The 16,611-nt window shown below is 65.4% G+C and carries 16 protein-coding genes and 1 pseudogene; 6 read left to right on the forward strand and 11 right to left on the reverse strand.

The window, feature by feature from the left end:
* The first annotated feature begins 107 nt into the window (after positions 1–107).
* Positions 108–251 carry a hypothetical protein gene (locus BLP38_RS14330; RefSeq protein WP_165971335.1) on the forward strand — a complete coding sequence of 48 codons (144 nt, stop codon included), beginning with the start codon at positions 108–110 and terminating at the stop codon, positions 249–251.
* 3 nt (positions 252–254) lie between these two features.
* Here the strand turns inward: BLP38_RS14330 and BLP38_RS09565 are convergent, their stop codons facing one another.
* Positions 255–2,093, reverse strand: coding sequence for a hypothetical protein (locus tag BLP38_RS09565; RefSeq protein ID WP_091356599.1), 1,839 nt, complete (start codon positions 2,091–2,093; stop codon positions 255–257).
* 160 nt (positions 2,094–2,253) lie between these two features.
* On the opposite strand from BLP38_RS09565, the gene BLP38_RS09570 reads away from it, so the two are divergent.
* Entirely contained in the window at positions 2,254–3,717 is a 1,464-nt protein-coding gene (locus BLP38_RS09570) for a glutamate--cysteine ligase (RefSeq protein WP_091356603.1), read from the forward strand.
* A gap of 66 nt (positions 3,718–3,783) precedes the next feature.
* Here BLP38_RS09570 and BLP38_RS09575 read toward each other — a convergent pair whose 3' ends face one another.
* From BLP38_RS09575 to BLP38_RS09585, 3 genes and pseudogenes are all read right to left on the reverse strand, one after another.
* Complete coding sequence (locus BLP38_RS09575) at positions 3,784–3,954, reverse strand: CsbD family protein (RefSeq protein WP_091356606.1); 171 nt, start codon at positions 3,952–3,954, stop codon at positions 3,784–3,786.
* A 54-nt stretch (positions 3,955–4,008) separates the two neighbouring features.
* Positions 4,009–5,082, reverse strand: a complete 1,074-nt coding sequence (locus BLP38_RS09580) for an acyltransferase family protein (RefSeq protein ID WP_157681090.1) — start codon at positions 5,080–5,082, stop codon at positions 4,009–4,011.
* A gap of 329 nt (positions 5,083–5,411) precedes the next feature.
* A pseudogene (locus tag BLP38_RS09585) lies at positions 5,412–5,684 on the reverse strand (phosphoglucosamine mutase); the annotation flags it as partial.
* A gap of 384 nt (positions 5,685–6,068) precedes the next feature.
* Here BLP38_RS09585 and BLP38_RS09590 point away from each other — a divergent pair.
* Both BLP38_RS09590 and BLP38_RS09595 read left to right on the forward strand, forming a co-directional pair.
* Positions 6,069–6,863 carry an SGNH/GDSL hydrolase family protein gene (locus BLP38_RS09590; protein ID WP_091356613.1) on the forward strand — a complete coding sequence of 265 codons (795 nt, stop codon included), beginning with the start codon at positions 6,069–6,071 and terminating at the stop codon, positions 6,861–6,863.
* Positions 6,864–6,908: 45 nt separating this feature from the next.
* Positions 6,909–8,171 (forward strand): hypothetical protein, encoded by a 1,263-nt coding sequence (locus BLP38_RS09595; RefSeq protein WP_091356617.1) that lies wholly within the window; start codon positions 6,909–6,911, stop codon positions 8,169–8,171.
* A 188-nt stretch (positions 8,172–8,359) separates the two neighbouring features.
* On the opposite strand, the gene BLP38_RS09600 is transcribed toward BLP38_RS09595, so the two are convergent.
* The 5 genes from BLP38_RS09600 to rplM form a co-directional block, all read right to left on the reverse strand.
* A complete protein-coding gene (locus tag BLP38_RS09600) occupies positions 8,360–8,785 on the reverse strand; it encodes a hypothetical protein (protein ID WP_091356621.1) in 426 nt (141 codons plus the stop codon).
* A gap of 273 nt (positions 8,786–9,058) precedes the next feature.
* Positions 9,059–9,499 (reverse strand): hypothetical protein, encoded by a 441-nt coding sequence (locus BLP38_RS09605; protein WP_091356624.1) that lies wholly within the window; start codon positions 9,497–9,499, stop codon positions 9,059–9,061.
* 84 nt (positions 9,500–9,583) lie between these two features.
* A complete protein-coding gene (gene glmM / locus BLP38_RS09610) occupies positions 9,584–10,927 on the reverse strand; it encodes a phosphoglucosamine mutase (protein WP_091356628.1) in 1,344 nt (447 codons plus the stop codon).
* A gap of 7 nt (positions 10,928–10,934) precedes the next feature.
* A complete protein-coding gene (rpsI, locus tag BLP38_RS09615) occupies positions 10,935–11,420 on the reverse strand; it encodes a 30S ribosomal protein S9 (protein ID WP_020098671.1) in 486 nt (161 codons plus the stop codon).
* Between the two features lie 29 nt (positions 11,421–11,449).
* The gene (rplM, locus tag BLP38_RS09620) at positions 11,450–11,896 is read right to left on the reverse strand and encodes a 50S ribosomal protein L13 (RefSeq protein WP_065570908.1); all 447 of its coding nucleotides are present in this window, start codon (positions 11,894–11,896) and stop codon (positions 11,450–11,452) included.
* A 652-nt stretch (positions 11,897–12,548) separates the two neighbouring features.
* On the opposite strand from rplM, the gene BLP38_RS14460 reads away from it, so the two are divergent.
* Together BLP38_RS14460 and BLP38_RS09630 are read left to right on the forward strand one after the other, a co-directional pair.
* Positions 12,549–13,235, forward strand: a complete 687-nt coding sequence (locus BLP38_RS14460; protein ID WP_442922942.1) for a glycosyltransferase — start codon at positions 12,549–12,551, stop codon at positions 13,233–13,235.
* Positions 13,235–14,392, forward strand: a complete 1,158-nt coding sequence (locus tag BLP38_RS09630; RefSeq protein ID WP_091356634.1) for a lipopolysaccharide biosynthesis protein — start codon at positions 13,235–13,237, stop codon at positions 14,390–14,392. The genes BLP38_RS14460 and BLP38_RS09630 overlap by 1 nt, the downstream gene beginning before the upstream one ends.
* A gap of 80 nt (positions 14,393–14,472) precedes the next feature.
* Here the strand turns inward: BLP38_RS09630 and BLP38_RS14430 are convergent, their stop codons facing one another.
* Both BLP38_RS14430 and BLP38_RS14240 read right to left on the reverse strand, forming a co-directional pair.
* Entirely contained in the window at positions 14,473–14,745 is a 273-nt protein-coding gene (locus tag BLP38_RS14430) for a DapH/DapD/GlmU-related protein (protein ID WP_091356637.1), read from the reverse strand.
* A 280-nt stretch (positions 14,746–15,025) separates the two neighbouring features.
* Positions 15,026–15,730 carry a glycosyltransferase gene (locus BLP38_RS14240; protein WP_157681091.1) on the reverse strand — a complete coding sequence of 235 codons (705 nt, stop codon included), beginning with the start codon at positions 15,728–15,730 and terminating at the stop codon, positions 15,026–15,028.
* Positions 15,731–16,611: the final 881 nt, after the last annotated feature.

The following is a 16,611-nucleotide window of genomic DNA, read 5'->3' on the forward strand; positions in this document are numbered from 1 at the left end:
TCATCCTCCGGACACGTCGGTCCGCTACGGTGAGCGGCACGTCTTCGCCAACGGTGCCGATCACTCGAGTCTGAGCGCATCCGCGCTGCCGTCTGAGGAGGTCACCGATGTCCGGTCGTTCGTCGCACCGCCGTTCGCGTCAGCGTTCCGCTCCGAAGCCACCGGGTCTGCGGTGGTGGGCGTATGCCGCCGTGATCGTCGTCGCGCTGGGCGTGATCGCCCTCGTGGTCGCCGCTCTGCTGGAGTACTGAGAGTCAGCCGACCCGGGACGCCCCCGCGGGGCGGCGCGACCACCACGCACGGCGCGGCAGGACCGCGATGGGTGCCGGCACCTGGTCGCGTTCGGGGTTCAGCGGCACGGGGACTTCGAGCACGACCGCGTCGCCCTGCTGGTAGATGCGGGCGCCGACGCCCAGCACGCTGATGCCGCGCAACTGAGGGGCGACGACGGGTTCCTTGTCGAGGATGCCGGTCGACCAGGTCCGCACGAGCAGCGCATCGCCCGTGACGTCGATGTCGACCCAGACCTGCTTGGCGATGGAGTGCTTGATCGCGTTGACGAAACCCTCGTTGACGATGGTGGCGACGCGGCGGGAGAGCGCGGGGTCGGTGAGCGCGTCCGTCGCGGCGCGCGAGATGGTGCTGTCGACCCCGACGACGGATCGCCAGGTGGCGACGAGTTCGGACAGATCCTCGTGGGCGCTCTGCACCGTCCCCTCGAGCGCGGCGGAGTCGACCTCGGCGATGAACGCGAGGATCGAATCGAAGGCGGCATCCGTCTCTCGGCGGAACGTCGCGACGTCGTCCGGAGTGAGCTCCCACTCGTCCGCCGCGGCAGCGAGCAGGACGCAGCGACCCTGCACGCGTCCGTGCAGGACGTGCGCGGCGTTGCGCAGCGGCCGGCGTGCCGAGGCGGTCTTCGCGGTCAGGGTCCGGGCGACGAGGGCGAGCACGACCTCGAGCCGGTGCGCACTGTCGGACGCGCGGGCCATGGCGTCGGTGCAGGCGGCGAGCGCGAGGGCGACGAGCGGCAGCGACGCGAGCGGAACGAGGCGCGTGGGGTCGTTCGGGGCGATGAAGAGGTGCGCGACGAGGGTCATCACGACCCCGGCGGCGATCCACGTGCCGACGATGATGCGTCCGCGTCGCGACGGCGGCGCGTCCCGGGTGAGGAGCCGGATGGCGAGGTCGGCGGCCAGGGTGACCGGCATGCCGAGCAGGATCGCTCCCCCGGCGACCCACGGGCCGGCGAGGTGGTGCACGTGCGGGACGGCGCCGAGGAAGAAGACGAAACCGGTCAACGCGAACGGGGTGGGTCTCAGCATCGTCAGCGCGGACCGCGGCGGCGCGTCGGCCGGCTGCTCTTCGGCCGCTGCGGCGATGACGCGCAGGTCGAGCCCGCTGCGCTCCTCGAGCTGGTGGCTGGCGGTGCGGACTTCCTCGGAGTAGTCGCGGACCGCGACGAAGTCGATCGTCCCGGCGAGCATCTCCTCACGGCTGCGACGAAGCCGAGAGATGAGGGGGCTGAGCACCTCGCGGTTCTCGGACTCGAATCGGGCCAGGCGGCGCCGCCCGTCGGTCAGCGTGACGATGGCCGCGCTGAGACGGGCGCGGCTGCCGCGGGTGAGCTCGATCGATCGTACGGTCATCGCGATGATCGACAGCCCCGCCACCCAGACGACAATGTTCGAGGTGATGCGGGCGGTGAGACCGCTGAAGTCCGGCGTCCCGGCAAACACCAGGACGTACACGCCTTCGTTGACGAACGGACGCAGGATCGCGGCGATGACGACGGCCGCGAGGACGAGGATGCCGCGAGCCGTCGCCCGCCGCATCCGTCTCTCCGCGCGGGCCACGGGGATCAGCGCGGCGACGAGGGTCGCCCATCCGACGACCGCGATGACCACGACCTGCAGATAGCCGGAGGGACCGGAGAAGTGCTGGAACGGCGCCATGACCGTGAGCGAGACGATCAGGCTGATCCACAGCGCCGTTCGCGTGAAGAAGGCGCGACTGGTGACGGCATCCCACCACACGTGGACGCCGAGGATGATGCGCCGCTGCGCAGCGAGTTCGGGTGCCCGCCCAGCCATTCGTCGTTCTTTCCCCAGAAAGAGGCCTGTCGGCCCGGCGTCAGTCTAGCGGCGGAGGCCCCTCGGCGAGAGTGTCTGCCGAGAACATGACGAACGCGGGACGAGCGCGACGCTTGTCAACGGCCCCGGCGCTCGCGACGGCCCGACCTATCGTGGCGGGGTGGGAGAAGAAGTCGAGAAGCAGGAGATCACGGGTGCCGACCGCACCCTTCATCGCGAGAAGATCCGTCGGAACCTCGACGTCTTCGAACGGATGCTGCGCGAAGCCCGGTTCGACACCGATGACCCGATGACGGGGCTCGAACTCGAGCTGAACCTCGTGGACGCCGTCGGGGACCCCGCCATGCGAAACGAGCAGGTCCTCAGGGCGATCGCCGATCCCGCGTTCGTGACGGAGCTCGGTCGCTTCAACGTCGAGATCAACGTGCCGCCCGCGAAGCTGCGCGAGGGCGGTCTCTCGACCTTCGAGGACGGCATGCGAAAGCGACTGAACGACGCCGAGGTGCGGTCCGCCGACCTCGGCGCGCACCTCGTGATGATCGGCATCCTGCCCACCCTGGCGCAGCGTCATCTGAGCAGCGACACCCTCAGCCCGGACTCGCGGTACGACCTGCTGAACGAGCAGGTGCTGGACGCGCGCGGTGAGGACATCGCGATCTCGATCGCCGGGCCTGAGCGACTCGAGACGACGGCCGACTCGATCGTGCCCGAGGCGGCGTGCACGAGCACGCAGTTCCACGTGCAGACCTCGCCCGCGCAGTTCGCGTCGTACTGGAACGCGTCGCAGGCGATCGCGGGTGCGCAGCTCGCGGTGGCGGCGAACTCGCCCTACCTGCTGGGCCGGGAGCTGTGGCGCGAGTCGCGGATTCCGCTCTTCGAGCAGGCGACCGACACACGTAGCGAGGAGTTGAAGGCGCAGGGCGTGCGTCCTCGGGTGTGGTTCGGCGAACGCTGGATCACGTCGGTGTTCGACCTGTTCGAAGAGAACGTCCGGTACTTCCCGGCGCTGCTGCCGATCATCGACGATGAGGACCCACTCGAGGTGCTCGAGTCGGGCGGCGTGCCGTCGCTGGCGGAACTGAAGCTGCACAACGGCACGGTGTACCGGTGGAACCGCCCGGTGTACGACATCGCCGACGGAATGCCGCACCTGCGTGTGGAGAACCGCATCCTCGCGGCGGGTCCGACGGTGGTCGACACGGTCGCGAACGCCGCGTTCTATTTCGGCCTGGTGCGTTCGCTCGCGGAGGATGAGCGCCCGGTGTGGTCGCGGATGCCGTTCGCCGCCGCGCAGGAGAACTTCCAGTCGGCGGCGCGCGTGGGCATCGACGCGCAGCTGTCGTGGCCGGGTACCGGTCAGGTGCCCGCGACGGGCCTGATCCTCGACACCCTGCTGCCCCTCGCCGCGGAGGGCCTCGATGCGTGGGGCGTTCCGCCCCACGAGCGCGACCGCTACCTCGGGATCATCGAGGGCCGCTGCGTGACGAGGACGAACGGCGCCGAATGGTTCGCCCGTCGAATGCGGGCTCGCTCGGGGATGGAGCGCGACGACGCTCTCCGCACCACGCTGCTCGAGTACCGCGAGGCGATGCACACGAACGAGCCGGTGCACACCTGGAGCTGAGATAGCGCCGCTCGATGCACATGCAGAACGCCCTGGCCCGAGGGCCAGGGCGTTCGCGTCAGTGGCTTACTTGAACGCGTCCTTCACGTTCTCGCCGGCCTGCTTGACGTTGGCCTCGGTCTGGTCCTTGTGACCTTCAGCCTCGAGGCGCTCGTTGTCGGTGGCCTTACCGGCCGCTTCCTTGCCCTTGCCGGTGAGGTCCTGGGCGGTGTTCTTGATCTTGTCGTCGAGTCCCATGATCTGGTCCTTTCGTCGATGTCCCGGGAGCGGAACGTTCCGGGACCGTCAACGCTACGAACGGGAGGGGGATGCCGCGAGGCCCTGGTGTTTTGCGGTCGGATGAGTTACCCGGGCCTTGAACCTATTGAACGGCCGCTCGACGAGGAACCAGCTGACGGTCGCGAGCCCGATGGTGACAATGGAGGCGATCCAGGGCCAGCTGTTCGGCGCGAGGTCGCGCGCCCAGAACGTGACGGGGTAGTTCCACAGGTAGGCCGCGTACGAGACCACACCGAGGCCGAGGAGGGGCTTCGCGATCGAGGCGACAGTGGGGATGGTCCGCAGGTACCAGATGAGCGCGACGGTCAGCACGCCGATGAGCACACCGCCGACGGCGTAGACGATGAGCGAGCTCTTCGCATCCGGGATGAACACGAGCGCGATGAGACCCGCGACCGCTGCCCCGGCCACCCACGGTCGCCGGCGTTCCGTGATGATCCAGTTGAGCCTCACCTGCGCCAGTCGGGCAGCGGCGCCGATGATCATGGCGATGGTCCACGTGGTCGGCAGCGTGTAGAGGAAGGTGGGGTCGTCCCGGTGGACAACGATCGTGACGGCCAGGGCGACCACGACGACGGCCGCCGCTCCGAAAACGACGGCACGAAGCTTTCGGAAACGGATGCCGAACACCAGCAGGAGCGGCCACACCAGGTAGAACTGCTCCTCGTTCGCGAGCGTCCACAGGTGGGTCATCGAGCGGCTGGTGGGCTCGAGGCCGGGGATGTTCGTCGTGTAGGTCGCGGCGAGCACCACCGTGCGCCACACCGCGTCGCGCGTGTCGATGAGGTCGATGACGCCTTCGACGATGACGAACCCGATGAGGAGGAAGGCCAGAGCGGGAACCAGCCGGATCGCGCGGTTGCGGTAGAACCGCCCGTACCGCACCCGCCCGTGCTGTCGAACGTCGGAGACGAGGATGCCGGTGATCAGATACCCGCTGAGGGTGAAGAACACGACGACCCCGACGATGCCGGCGCCACCGAACACCTGCGGCCACGAGTGCCGCAGCAGCACGAGCAGGATCGCCAGCCCGCGGAGGAGGTCAAGCCCTTCGATGCGATGTGGGCTCACGGCCGTGGAGGGCATCCGGTCTCCTCCCGATCGGTCACTGCCGATCAGAGAGTAGCGGGTGGGCGCACGTTGCCACCGACGCACTTGTGGTCCCGCGGGTCGTTCTGCACTTACGCGTCCGTTCGCGGAGTGCCCGGGCCAATCCGAATTCGGCAGGGTTCCGAACATTTCGGGTGGTCGGCTCAGCGGCCGGGGGGTCGCACGCAACGGTGCGGAGCTCCGACCATCAACGTCGGATCGCCCCCGCTCAGTCGTGGGGACTGTTGAGTGGGGGCGATTCGAGCGGGTCATCTATGGATGCCGCTGTGACCTGTTCGGTCTTGGCCACTCCTGCAGACGTGACCTCAGCCGCGTACGACCTCCGCAAGTTGCTCCGCAACCCGCTTCGCGTCTTCTTCGGACGCCGCTTCGACCATGACCCGCACGAGCGGCTCGGTGCCCGACGGGCGCAGCAACACCCGGCCGGTGTCGCCGAGTTCCGTTTCGACGGCCTCTACCGCGGCGAGCACGTCGGCATCGGTGGCGCGCGAGCGTTCGACGCCCTTCACGTTGATGAGCACCTGCGGGAAGACAGTCATGACCTTCGCGAGTTCCGACAGCGGCTTACGCTGACGCGCCGACGCCGGCACCGCCGAAGACCTGCGGCCAGGAGTGACGCATAAGCACCAGAAGGATCGCCCATCCGCGGGGAGGTCCGACCCCTGGATGCGTTGCCGGGCGGTGGCCGTCGAGGGCGTCCTGTCTCCTCCCGATCGGTCACTGCCGATCAGAAAACTACCCGGTGGCGGGGGATGTCTCGGTTCGCGGTCGTGGGTTGCGGGTCGTGATGGGCTTGCTTGGAGGACCACCTGAGCCTCAGCGACGGCGCCGCAAGTGCGACGGGCCTGCTTAGGGGAGGTCCACGCACGCTTCGTGGCCACAAGCAGCTCTGCACACGAGGCTCCGCATCGGTGCTCAAGCGTTCGTTTGGGCAGAGATGAGAGCCGTCTCATCGCGTCGATATGATCGAGCGCATGGGGAAACGACTTCGCCGGCAACGTCCGCGGTCACAGGCGAGCTTTTGGACGCAGCAGTACGGCGGCATGCCGGTCTGGGGTGTCGCGGGAGCCTCTGCGTTCTTGGCCATCGTTGCGGCCGTTGCTGTCCCATCCATCCTCGATCGGCCCAGCCCCACCTCTGCAAGCGAGCTGCGCCCGGTGGAGTGGACGTTGACGGAGCGACCACCTGTCGCTGTGTTCTTCGGCGACTCGTACACGACGGGCGCCGGGAGCAAGAAGGGTGGCTACGTAACTGCGATCGCACGGGAGCAGAAATGGTCCAGCAGGAACCTTGCTCGGGGTGGCACGGGTTTCATTCCGAACCCAGATCAGACGGTCGAGCAGGCGCGTACAGCGTGTGGCGCTGACTACTGCGAGTCCTTTATCGAGCAGATCCCCGCTGCGGTCAAGATCGATCCGGAGATCGTTGTCGTCAATGGTGGCCGGAACGGCGTCGGCGCAAACCCCGATGTCCTCCGCGAATCAATCGGTGCCTTTTTCGAGGAGCTGCGCGTTCAACTACCCGACGCGACTATCTACGTGACGTCTCCCCTGTGGCAGGACGAGACCGCGCCCGATGAACTCAACGACCTCGCCGAATGGGAGCGGGCCGCCGCAGAATCGGTTGACGCGACCTTCCTGGACCTCGGCCAGCCCCTTGAGGGGCGTCCTGATCTGATCGGGCCAGACAAGGTCCACCCGAACGAGGAGGGCTACCAAGTCCTCGCGGCATCCATCAACGCTGGTCTTTCTCGATAGACCCAGCGTCAACGGGCTCCTCAGCTCGCGGGTAGGATCGCGCCCATGAGGACTGACAAGATCGCGGCACCGCGACGACCGTCGGCCCTCCGCTGGGGCATGGGATTGTCCGCAGCCGTGCCGGTCATCTCTTCGATGGTCCCGGCCGCGACAGTTCTGTCGGCCGCGCTCTTGCCCATGCGCGCAGCGGCACCGTGGACACGGTGGGTCAAAAGCATCCTGTGGTCCGCGGCCCTCGCCGTCGTCGCGATGTTTATCGCTGGCGCCTACTCCCCTGCCGGGTGGTACACGACGCACATCCTCGGCGTCGTCGTCTTCGCCCTCTGTCTCACGGGCTTCTCGAAGGTAGCTGGGACTGTTGACGACGCCGCGGCGATGCTCGCAATCGCGGGAGCGGCCACAGTCGTCTACTTCGTCGTCGTCGGGTGGGACGGGTCTCGCGAGCTCGAAGTCATCTGGAAATACGGGATCGCCTTCCCAGCGACAGCCGCGATCCTCTACATCACGAGCCGCGCCCACCGCCTGCTGCCCATCATCGCCCTCGGGGGCCTCGCAGTCGCTAGCCTCGCACTCGAATACCGATCGTTCTCCGGCCTGTGCCTCGCGGCGATCGTCGCATGGGTCTTCCATTCCCGGGCCGGGTCAAGCCGCTACTGGTGGCTGCGCGCAGGCATCGTCGCCGGGTTCCTCATCGGGATCTCGACCGTCCTCATTGCGGTCATCGAATCCGGTGCGTTCGGCGAGTCTCTCCGCTCGAAGACGGAGTGGCAGTTGAGCGGCGGCGGGCCGGCGCTCCTGAGTGGACGAGTCGAGCCCCCGTTGTCCCTCGCAGCCATCGTTCAGAACCCGGTCGGCGGTTGGGGCAACCCGAACGCCATCCGCACGGACACGCTCGGCCTGGGCGCCCAGTTCGCGAACTCGATCGGCATGTACGATCTGCCGTCCTACTACCGCATGTGGGTGCGCGCCGACGGTCGCATCTCGCTCCACTCGATCCTCTTCGAGTCGTGGGTGACCGGTGGCATCCTGGCCGCGATCTTCCCGCTCGCCCTGATCGCTCTGTTCGTCGTGACGCTCTTCCGCGCCAGCGGACGCCTGTACCCGCTGGTCGCGCTCGTCTGCATCCAGGGAGTGTGGGACGTCCTCTTCTCGCCGTGGGCCGAGAACCGCGCAGCACTACTCGCAGCGAGCCTGCTCGTCGCCGCGCTTGCTCTCCGCGACGCCAACCGCCGAAATGACGAAAGCGGCCGAGCAGAGGACATAGTCCCCGCCCGGCCGCTCACGCGCTACGCTTCGTCTCGTCGATGAGATTCAGTGGACTGACACGCAGCGCCTCGCGCTGTACTCAGCCCTCCCCACCGGGGTCGTCGCCGCGGTGGTCTGCCTTCTGATCTGGGACGACCGGACCGCCATCGCTCCCCTGTTCTGGGGTGCGGCGTCGTTCGCCCTGATCTTCAGCGTCGCGTATCTCGTCCGCACCGCGAAGCGACGCTGACCTACTCGGCCCGCTCCACCATCAGCCCGTAGAAGTACCATTCGACGCTGGTTGTGTCTGCGGCGTCAGGCCCGTCACGCCGCACCCGGAAGACGATGGGACGACCGCCGCTGGATGACTCGCACGAGTGGACCTTCGTCGATCGCGAGGTGACCGCAGCTTGCGAGTTGACCACGTTCTTCGTCCCGGTCGTGAAGCCCGCCGGGGTGAAGCCGGACAGGGGCACACCGACCCCATCGGTGAGCTTCATCCAGTCGACGTAGAAGACGACCGAGTTCGTGGACCCGCCCGCCGTCGACCACAGAGCGTAGACGCTGACGGCTGCCCACGATGGGGGCACGTCCGCGACCGCGGCGATGATGTTGTCGTTCGAGTCGGAGAACCGGAAGCAAGGCACGTTCGCCGGGGTCTTCCCGATCTCGCACACGCCCGGATAGCAGCGTCACGTCGAACGACTTCGCCGGGATGAAGAACCGGTCCATAGTCGGTGCGGGCGTCCAGTAAGGCGTGGACCCCGCGTCCGGGATGAAGTAGCGCTTGGCCGCGTCCGCGCACGCCTGTGATCCAGCTGCATTCGGGTGGATGCCGTCGCTGCTTATCAGGTCGGCAGTGAAGTTGCCGTAGTCCAGGAACGCCTGCGCCGCGTCGATCAGCCCCCATCCGTTCGCGAGGGCCACGTCGCGTACGTCGCGGGATCGCTTCAGGCTGTTCGCCTGATCCGGGTCGAGGTTGCCCTTCGGCGGCTGCGCGACAGCGATGAGCTCGGTCTTCGGGTAGTACCCGAGACCCACCTCTGTGTCTCCATGATGGAGTCGCGGTAGTAGGCCAGCGCACTGTTGTACCCAAAGCTCAGCATCACGGCGGTCGGCTCGACCGGCAGCGTCTCGAGGAACCGCGACACGTTGCTGTTCTCGCACGGGTAGTGCGAACCCGCTCCCGGCTTGCTTCCGTTGTAGACAGTGAGCGTGCGAGCACCCGTGTCTGCCTGGATGGTGACAGGAGCTTCATACTGCTGCACAGCGTCGTCCCACACACGCCAGGTGATCGTCCACGCAGGGAAGATCGTGCCGAGCCAGACCAGGAGCAGGTAGATCCACTCCGTCGTCTCGTGACACGTCGAGTCGCTGAGTACACCGAGCACGGCATCCTTGCGCCCACGTCGCATCGTCGAGATCAGGCGCGACGGCGCAGACCGGACAGGCTTGGCCGCTAGTACAGATCCACGTCAGCCCCGCACAACCTCCGCCAGGCGCTCGCCGACCCGCTTCGCATCCTCTTCCGATGCCGCTTCGACCATGACCCGCACGAGTTGTTCGGTTCCCGACGGGCGCAGCAACACTCGGCCGGTGTCGCCGAGTTCCGCTTCGACGGCCTCGACCGCAGCGAGTACGTCGGCATCGGTGGCACGCGACCGCTCGACGCCCTTGACGTTGATCAGCACCTGCGGGAAGACGGTCATGACCTTTGCGAGTTCCGACAGCGGCTTGCGCTGACGCGCGACCTCCGCGGCGAGGTGCAGTCCCGTGAGGACACCGTCGCCCGTCGTCGCGTACTCGCTCATGATGACGTGGCCGCTCTGCTCACCGCCGAGCGAGAACCCGCCCTCGTTCATGCGCTCGAGAACGTAACGGTCGCCGACGCCGGTCGTTTCGAGGTGGATGGCGTTGTCGGCCATCGCTCGGTGCAGGCCGAGGTTGCTCATCACGGTGGCGACGAGCGTGTCGTCCTTCAGCAGCCCGCGCTGTTTCATCGATACCGCGAGGATCGCCATGATCTGGTCGCCGTCGATGATGCGGCCGTCGGCGTCGACGGCGAGGCAGCGGTCGGCGTCGCCGTCGTGGGCGATGCCGAGGTCGGCGCCGGTGCGGAGCACTTCGGCGACGAGAACGTCGAGGTGGGTGGAGCCGACGCCTTCGTTGATGTTGAGGCCGTTGGGGTCGGCGCCAATGACGGTGACCTTGGCGCCCGCGTCGCGGAAAGTCTCGGGCGAGACTCCGGACGCGGCGCCGTGCGCGCAATCGAGCACGACGTGCAGCCCACGAAGGCTGGTGCGCAGCGACGCGAGCAGGTGCACGACGTAGCGGTCTTCGGCATCGGCAAACCGGCTGATACGACCGACCGCTCCCCCGGTGGGCGCGAGCTTCGGGCCGGTCATCGCTTCTTCGATGCGCCGTTCGACGACATCGGGCAGTTTGACGCCGCCGCGCGCGAAGATCTTGATGCCGTTGTCGGGTGCCGGGTTGTGCGACGCCGAGATCATGACGCCGAAGTCGGCGTCGATGTCGCCGACGAGGAAGGCGGCGGCAGGGGTCGGCAAGACACCGGCATCGAGGACGTCCACGCCGGACGAGGCGAGCCCCGCGGCGACGGCCGCGCTCAAGAAGTGCCCGGAGACCCGGGGGTCGCGTGCGACGACAGCGGTGAGGCGCTTGCCGGCGGCTTTGCGTGCGTTCGCGATACGACCCTGGCCCAGGACGACAGCGGTCGCCTGGGCCAGGGTGAGCGCGAGATCGGCGGTGAGGGGGCCGTTCGCGAGGCCCCGCACACCGTCCGTCCCGAACAGTGCCATCGAAGGATTAACGCTTCGAGTACTGAGGAGCCTTACGCGCCTTCTTGAGACCAGCCTTCTTGCGCTCCTTGACGCGAGCGTCACGGGAGAGGAAGCCGGCCTTCTTGAGGGTCGGGCGGTTGTTCTCTTCGTCGATCTGGTTCAGCGACCGCGCGATGCCGAGGCGCAGGGCGCCGGCCTGGCCCGAGGGGCCACCACCCGAGATGCGGGCGATCACGTCGTAGCCACCGGCGAGGCCGAGGACCGTGAACGGGTCGTTGATCAGCTGCTGGTGCAGCTTGTTGGGGAAGTAGTCCTCGATCGTGCGGCCGTTCACCGTGATGGTGCCCGAGCCGGGGACCAGGCGCACGCGGGCGATGGCCTGCTTGCGGCGGCCGACAGCGGCACCGGGGACGGAGAGCACGGGACGGACCGGGGCAGCCTCAGCGGCGGCCGGGGTCTCGGTCGAGTAGTTCTCAGGGGTCTGGTCGAGGGAATCAGCGATCTTCGCCATCAGATAATCCTTATTCTTCTCGGCGGCGCTTACTGGGCGACCTGGTCGAAGGTGTACGTGGTGGGCTGCTGGGCAGCGTGGGGGTGCTCAGCACCGCGGTAGACCTTCAGCTTCGTCAGCTGCTGACGACCCAGGCTGTTCTTGGGGAGCATGCCGCGGACGGCCTTCTCGACAGCGCGAACCGAGTTCTTCTCGAGGAGCTCGGAGTAGGTGACCGACTTGAGGCCGCCCGGGTAACCCGAGTGGCGGTAGGCCTTCTTCTGCTCGAGCTTCTGGCCGGTGAGGGCCACCTTGTCGGCATTGATGATGATCACGAAGTCGCCGGTGTCGACGTGGTTCGCGAACGTGGGCTTGTGCTTGCCGCGCAGGAGCGTGGCAGCGTGCGAGGCGAGGCGGCCGAGAACGACGTCGGATGCGTCGATGACCACCCACTCGCGGGTGATCTCACCAGCCTTGGGCGTGTAAGTGCGCGTCACAGTAGTGCTGCTTTCATAGATTCGAACGGAGGAGTTCGTGAATCCCACTCCGGGGTGGTTCGCTCGGGATACCGATCGAACACGCCAGTGGAGGGCTCACGTTCGCGGTGCGAGGCCAGCAGGGCGCAGGCACCAAAGGGATACGATACACCTTCTGCCCACCGCAACAAACTTCCCTCAGAAACCTAGTTGCTCCCGCAACGGAAGGACCCACCGGCGTTACAAGCGACTGGTAGCTTCCCGTTGGACAACGGTCGCTCACAACTATCGACGAACGCAGGACACCATGAATCTGATAGTCGTTCCGAATCACGAGGGACATCGCTTGACGTACGTGCGGCACCTTGTCGACGACCTCCACCGTAACGGCGAGGACTACCTGATCGCGGCCACCCGAGAAGCCGTTGCGTCCCGCGACTGGTCGATACATTTGAGTGATCAGAACACAGTTCGCGTAGTTCACCCTGCGTCGTTCGCCCCCTCGGATGTGCTGGCGACCGCGAGTGCGTCAGATGCGAGGACCATCTTGCTTCCCGATGGCGACTCCTGGCTAGCGTGGCTCGCCGTGAACAAAGTTCCCAAGTCGGTCGAGTCGCTGAGACTGCTTGTAATGCGCCCCGACGGGCAGCACTCCTCGACCGTCGTCGCGGCAATGCAGACACTCGTCAAAGCCTCCATCCGATCCCTCGTGCGCCTTCGGCACGCTCGAGTGGGGGTTTTGACCCTGACCGACTCGCACGCGCGTTCTTGGGGTCGTTGGGGAGTGCCTGACCCGGTCGTCTTCACAACCACTCAGGACTCGCGGGATTGGGCGAAAGGCATTTGTGGCCGCGATTCTGAAGCATCTGGATGGGCCGCAGTCGTCGGCGGTATAAACGCACGAAAGAACATCGATGTCGTCGCCGATGCCGTCTCCAAGAGCGCTACACGAATCGGACTTATCATCGCCGGCAAGTCTTCCGTCGCGCCTGAGACTCTCGAGCAATGGATGAGCCCGATGACAAGTGCCGGGCGGCCAGTCATTGTCATCCAGGACCACCTGAGCGATTCCGAACTCGACGCACTCATCCTGGAAGCGTCTTGCGTCGTTCTCGCTTATACGAACGTGGGGCCCAGCGGAATCGCCGGAAAAGCTATGACTGCCGGCACGCCAGTCGTCACTGCAGGCTCGCGATCCTTGCACGCGCTATCCCGCGCGTGGCCACGTCACGTGCTGAGCACACGGCTCTCCCCGAGCGACCTGGGTCGCGCGATCACGACGGCTGTCTCAGCAGGCAGGGTAGGAGGCACTAGCGGGGCAACGCCGTCTGACTTCGCGAAACGCCTTCGGATGCTCTGATGCGTCGTGGCTTCGTCGTCAGGATCGCCGCAGTCGGCTTAGCGGCCATCGTCCAGGCGGTCTCACTCCTCGTTATTGCTCGGGGAGCGGGCGCAACTCTTTTCGGAGTCTTCTCGATCGCATTCTCAATTTACATTCTATGCTCGGCCGTAACCGGGTTGGGTCTCAACAATTATGCGCTCCGACTCAATTACGCGTCCCGGAAAGCCCCTGATGTTCTCCGCTCGATGATCGCCTGGCGCACGATTGCAATCCTCGTCTTGCTCGTGCTGATCGCATGTGCCGGCGTCATATCGGAAAAGAGCTTGGCGGGAACCGGGCCTTTTATCTGGTTGGCAGGCGCGGCAGGTGCGTCTGAACAAGTCAGCGATCTGACCCAAGGGATACTCTCCGGCAGACGTGAGGTGCTTAAAGCCGCCATCTTCCTCGTGGCTCAGCGATTATTTGCCTTGGCCGGCGTCATCGTGGGTTTGCTAACAACTGACGTCGCTCTGTGGGCAGGACTGGGATTTGTAGGCTCTTCCGTCCTCGCCGCTGCACCTTGGCTTCGGTATATCGGCCGTCCGCACCGGATGAGGCTGACATTTAAAGGCGCTTCAGCTTACTGGGGAGCGACTGTGACGTCCAGCGCATCTCAGTTGGAGCCGACGATAGTCGGCCTATTCGGGAATGCGGCGACCGCAGGCTTCTATAGCCTCGGCGTTCGGCTGGCCGGCCCCGTCAACCTGGTCACGAACGCAGTCGTAACCATCGCCGTCCCGCAGATGAGCGCCAGCGACACCGCAACAAAGAGATCCATCTATAAGAAGATGCGGAAGTTTGCGATCGCGTCCGCTGGCGCCGCTGTGGTCATTGCGACGCCAGCCGCGTGGGTCGTCGAGCACGCACTTGGTCCGGGCTTTTCAGGATCCGCACCCTTTGTCGCAGCCTTAGTCATAGCCGCCGCCGTCAGCGGTATCAGCCGCACAGCGCAGGCGTTCCTTTATTCAATCGACCGAGCCCGCCCGGCAGCCCTGGCCATCGGGACTGGAACGTGCGTGACGCTGGCAACTCTCGCGATTAGTGGATGGGTGTCGCCAGTTGGGCTCCCGCTGGCTCCAATTCTTGGTCAACTCATCACCATGGTCGCCATACTGCGCGCCGCTCACAAGACTTGAACCGAGTTGCGAGCTGCGGCCCCCGTCTCCCGCGTGAGATCGCCCGTCGCAACACACGTCCAAGATTTCTCGGAAGATCATCACCGGAGTGATCGACGGTCCAACTCCTTGGAATGTTCCGAAGCTTCGGTAGAACTAAACCTTTGCCGAATCGCCCGAGCAGGATTCCCGCCGACGATTGAATACGGCTCCACCGAGCGGGTCACCACGCTTCCAGCAGCGACGACGGCCCCCTCTCCAATCTCGACACCGCCGACCACGATTGCACCTGCACCAATCCAGACATCTCGGCCAATCTGAACGGAGTCGCTGTCCCTCTGAACTCGATCCCCCACCCATGTCGACTCAGCCATAGGAACGCCTACCTGGTCTATTTCGTGATCAAGTCGGCCGACGATCTGAACGTGTCTGGCGATGAGGCAGAAGTCGCCAATCCTGCCATCTACTTCTATGTGAGTTCGCTGCCCGATGGCGACGTTTGAGCCGATGGTGAGCCCGTGAGGACTGGATACGAAGCTCCCCAAGCCCAACCTAAGGTCCGGACCAAACGTGACGTTGGTTCCGACTTGGCGAGCTGCGAGTAGGGATCGGACCACGCGAATTAGTGGCTTCGGTATCCTGCTCCGAGTCGATTCACCCAAGATGAGTTCCTAACCCTGTCGGCCAACCGGAACTGTCGATTTCTTGTGGCGCCTCCTGAAGCGCACGGATCAATCCCTCGGCCATCGCTGCGGCCGAGTAAGCGCCGCGAACCCTCTCCGAGAGAGCCTTCCGGTCCTGTGTACCGGCATGCTCCAAGGCGCCGAGCATCGTCTGCGCGAGAGAGTCGACGTCGTCCGATTCAAAAAACTCAACCCCTCCGAGACGGGCGAGCTCAATTTCCGGCGCGTGTGGCTCTTCGCGCGCCACCAATATCGGCACTCCGAATCCGACGCTCTGAGTGAGACTCAGCCCTGCGTAGCCTGGCGACAGCGCGGCAACTGACCGGGAGTAGACATTGAAGAGGTCCACGGGGTCCGCCATCTGACCGTGGAAGGTGACATTTGCTGAGACCCCTAATTCATAGGCGAGATCTCGAAGCATCGACTCATCCTCCCCCTGACCGACGATGTCCAAACCGACGTTCCTACCGGCTTGGACTAAGCGCTCGATGGCCCGTATTGCTAAATGCACCTTTTTCTCGCCGACCAACCGACCAACGTAGACGAACCGATTCGAATCTGAATCGAGCTGAGCGGGCAGCATTTCCTCCGCGTCGTACAGCGAGTTGGGGGCAACCCAGACAGGATTTGCGGGGAGGCTCGTCAACGCGGGTACCACACTGTCGTAGCCGTACAAGATTGTCCCGTGTCCCAAAGAACGCATCTTTTCCCTGAGAGCCTTCGTCCTCGACCCCGCACCAGACCGCGGATGGAGGTGGCCCCACAGAAGAGTTCGACGCCCCAGCCCCCGACGAAGGAGCAGGAGGATCCAAGCACTCAGACTGCGCGGGTTCAGATCGAGTATCGCGACCTCGGCTTTGATGACCCGCGACCATCCGCCAATCTGGAAGAGCGCTCCACCGAACCGGAGATTTAGCACGGGCGCATACATATCGTGGGAGATTCCAGTTCGCACCGTCGCATCGATGTGGCGATCGCCCGCAAATGCCTGGAAGTCGCCCCCTAGCGCAGACGTCAACAACCGCATGCAGCGCTCTCTATAGAAGGGGAGGACGGCCAAATACGCAACAAAGCGAGGTTGCTGGGATACCTTCGATCCACTCACGAAAATCTCCGTCCCACGACTCCGCTTGCGTCCCAAATTGTGCCCGCGGGAACGGACGCATCCACGCGGACCCCCGCCTTAATGAGAGCATTCCGACCGATAGTCACCCCTCCAAGCACGATACAGCGGCTCGTCACCCATGCGCCCGCCTCGATTGTGACTGGACGGGTGATAAGAGCCATGTTGATGCGGTGGGCATGACTTCCAGTCGTAATGAACGCCTCCTGGCTCACGACCGCGTCGTGCCCGATGCTCACGACATCCTGGTTGTGGATCCAGACCCCCTCACCAATCCACGCCCTGTCATCGATCTTCAGCTTCCATGGGAAGGCGACGCGGGTCCTCGGCCGATAAATGACGTTGGCTCCAATCTCTGCCCCGAAGAGGCGCAGCGTGGCAACGCGAAGACGAGAGCTGATCTGCCATGAATTGGTGATCAGCAACCGCTCAGC

This window comes from Microbacterium sp. LKL04, assembly GCF_900102005.1.
In the GTDB taxonomy this organism is placed as follows: Bacteria; Actinomycetota; Actinomycetes; order Actinomycetales; family Microbacteriaceae; genus Microbacterium.

What these genes read in the sequence shown, in the direction of transcription:
- BLP38_RS14330 (WP_165971335.1), top strand. Translation starts at nt 108, where the DNA reads ATGTCCGGTCGTTCGTCGCACCGCCGTTCGCGTCAGCGTTCCGCTCCG.
- BLP38_RS09565 (WP_091356599.1), bottom strand. Translation starts at nt 2,093, where the DNA reads ATGGCTGGGCGGGCACCCGAACTCGCTGCGCAGCGGCGCATCATCCTC.
- BLP38_RS09575 (WP_091356606.1), bottom strand. Translation starts at nt 3,954, where the DNA reads ATGGGACTCGACGACAAGATCAAGAACACCGCCCAGGACCTCACCGGC.
- BLP38_RS09580 (WP_157681090.1), bottom strand. Translation starts at nt 5,082, where the DNA reads ATGCCCTCCACGGCCGTGAGCCCACATCGCATCGAAGGGCTTGACCTC.
- BLP38_RS09590 (WP_091356613.1), top strand. Translation starts at nt 6,069, where the DNA reads ATGATCGAGCGCATGGGGAAACGACTTCGCCGGCAACGTCCGCGGTCA.
- BLP38_RS09595 (WP_091356617.1), top strand. Translation starts at nt 6,909, where the DNA reads ATGAGGACTGACAAGATCGCGGCACCGCGACGACCGTCGGCCCTCCGC.
- glmM (WP_091356628.1), bottom strand. Translation starts at nt 10,927, where the DNA reads ATGGCACTGTTCGGGACGGACGGTGTGCGGGGCCTCGCGAACGGCCCC.
- rpsI (WP_020098671.1), bottom strand. Translation starts at nt 11,420, where the DNA reads ATGGCGAAGATCGCTGATTCCCTCGACCAGACCCCTGAGAACTACTCG.
- BLP38_RS14460 (WP_442922942.1), top strand. Translation starts at nt 12,549, where the DNA reads ATGCAGACACTCGTCAAAGCCTCCATCCGATCCCTCGTGCGCCTTCGG.
- BLP38_RS09630 (WP_091356634.1), top strand. Translation starts at nt 13,235, where the DNA reads ATGCGTCGTGGCTTCGTCGTCAGGATCGCCGCAGTCGGCTTAGCGGCC.
- BLP38_RS14430 (WP_091356637.1), bottom strand. Translation starts at nt 14,745, where the DNA reads ATGGCTGAGTCGACATGGGTGGGGGATCGAGTTCAGAGGGACAGCGAC.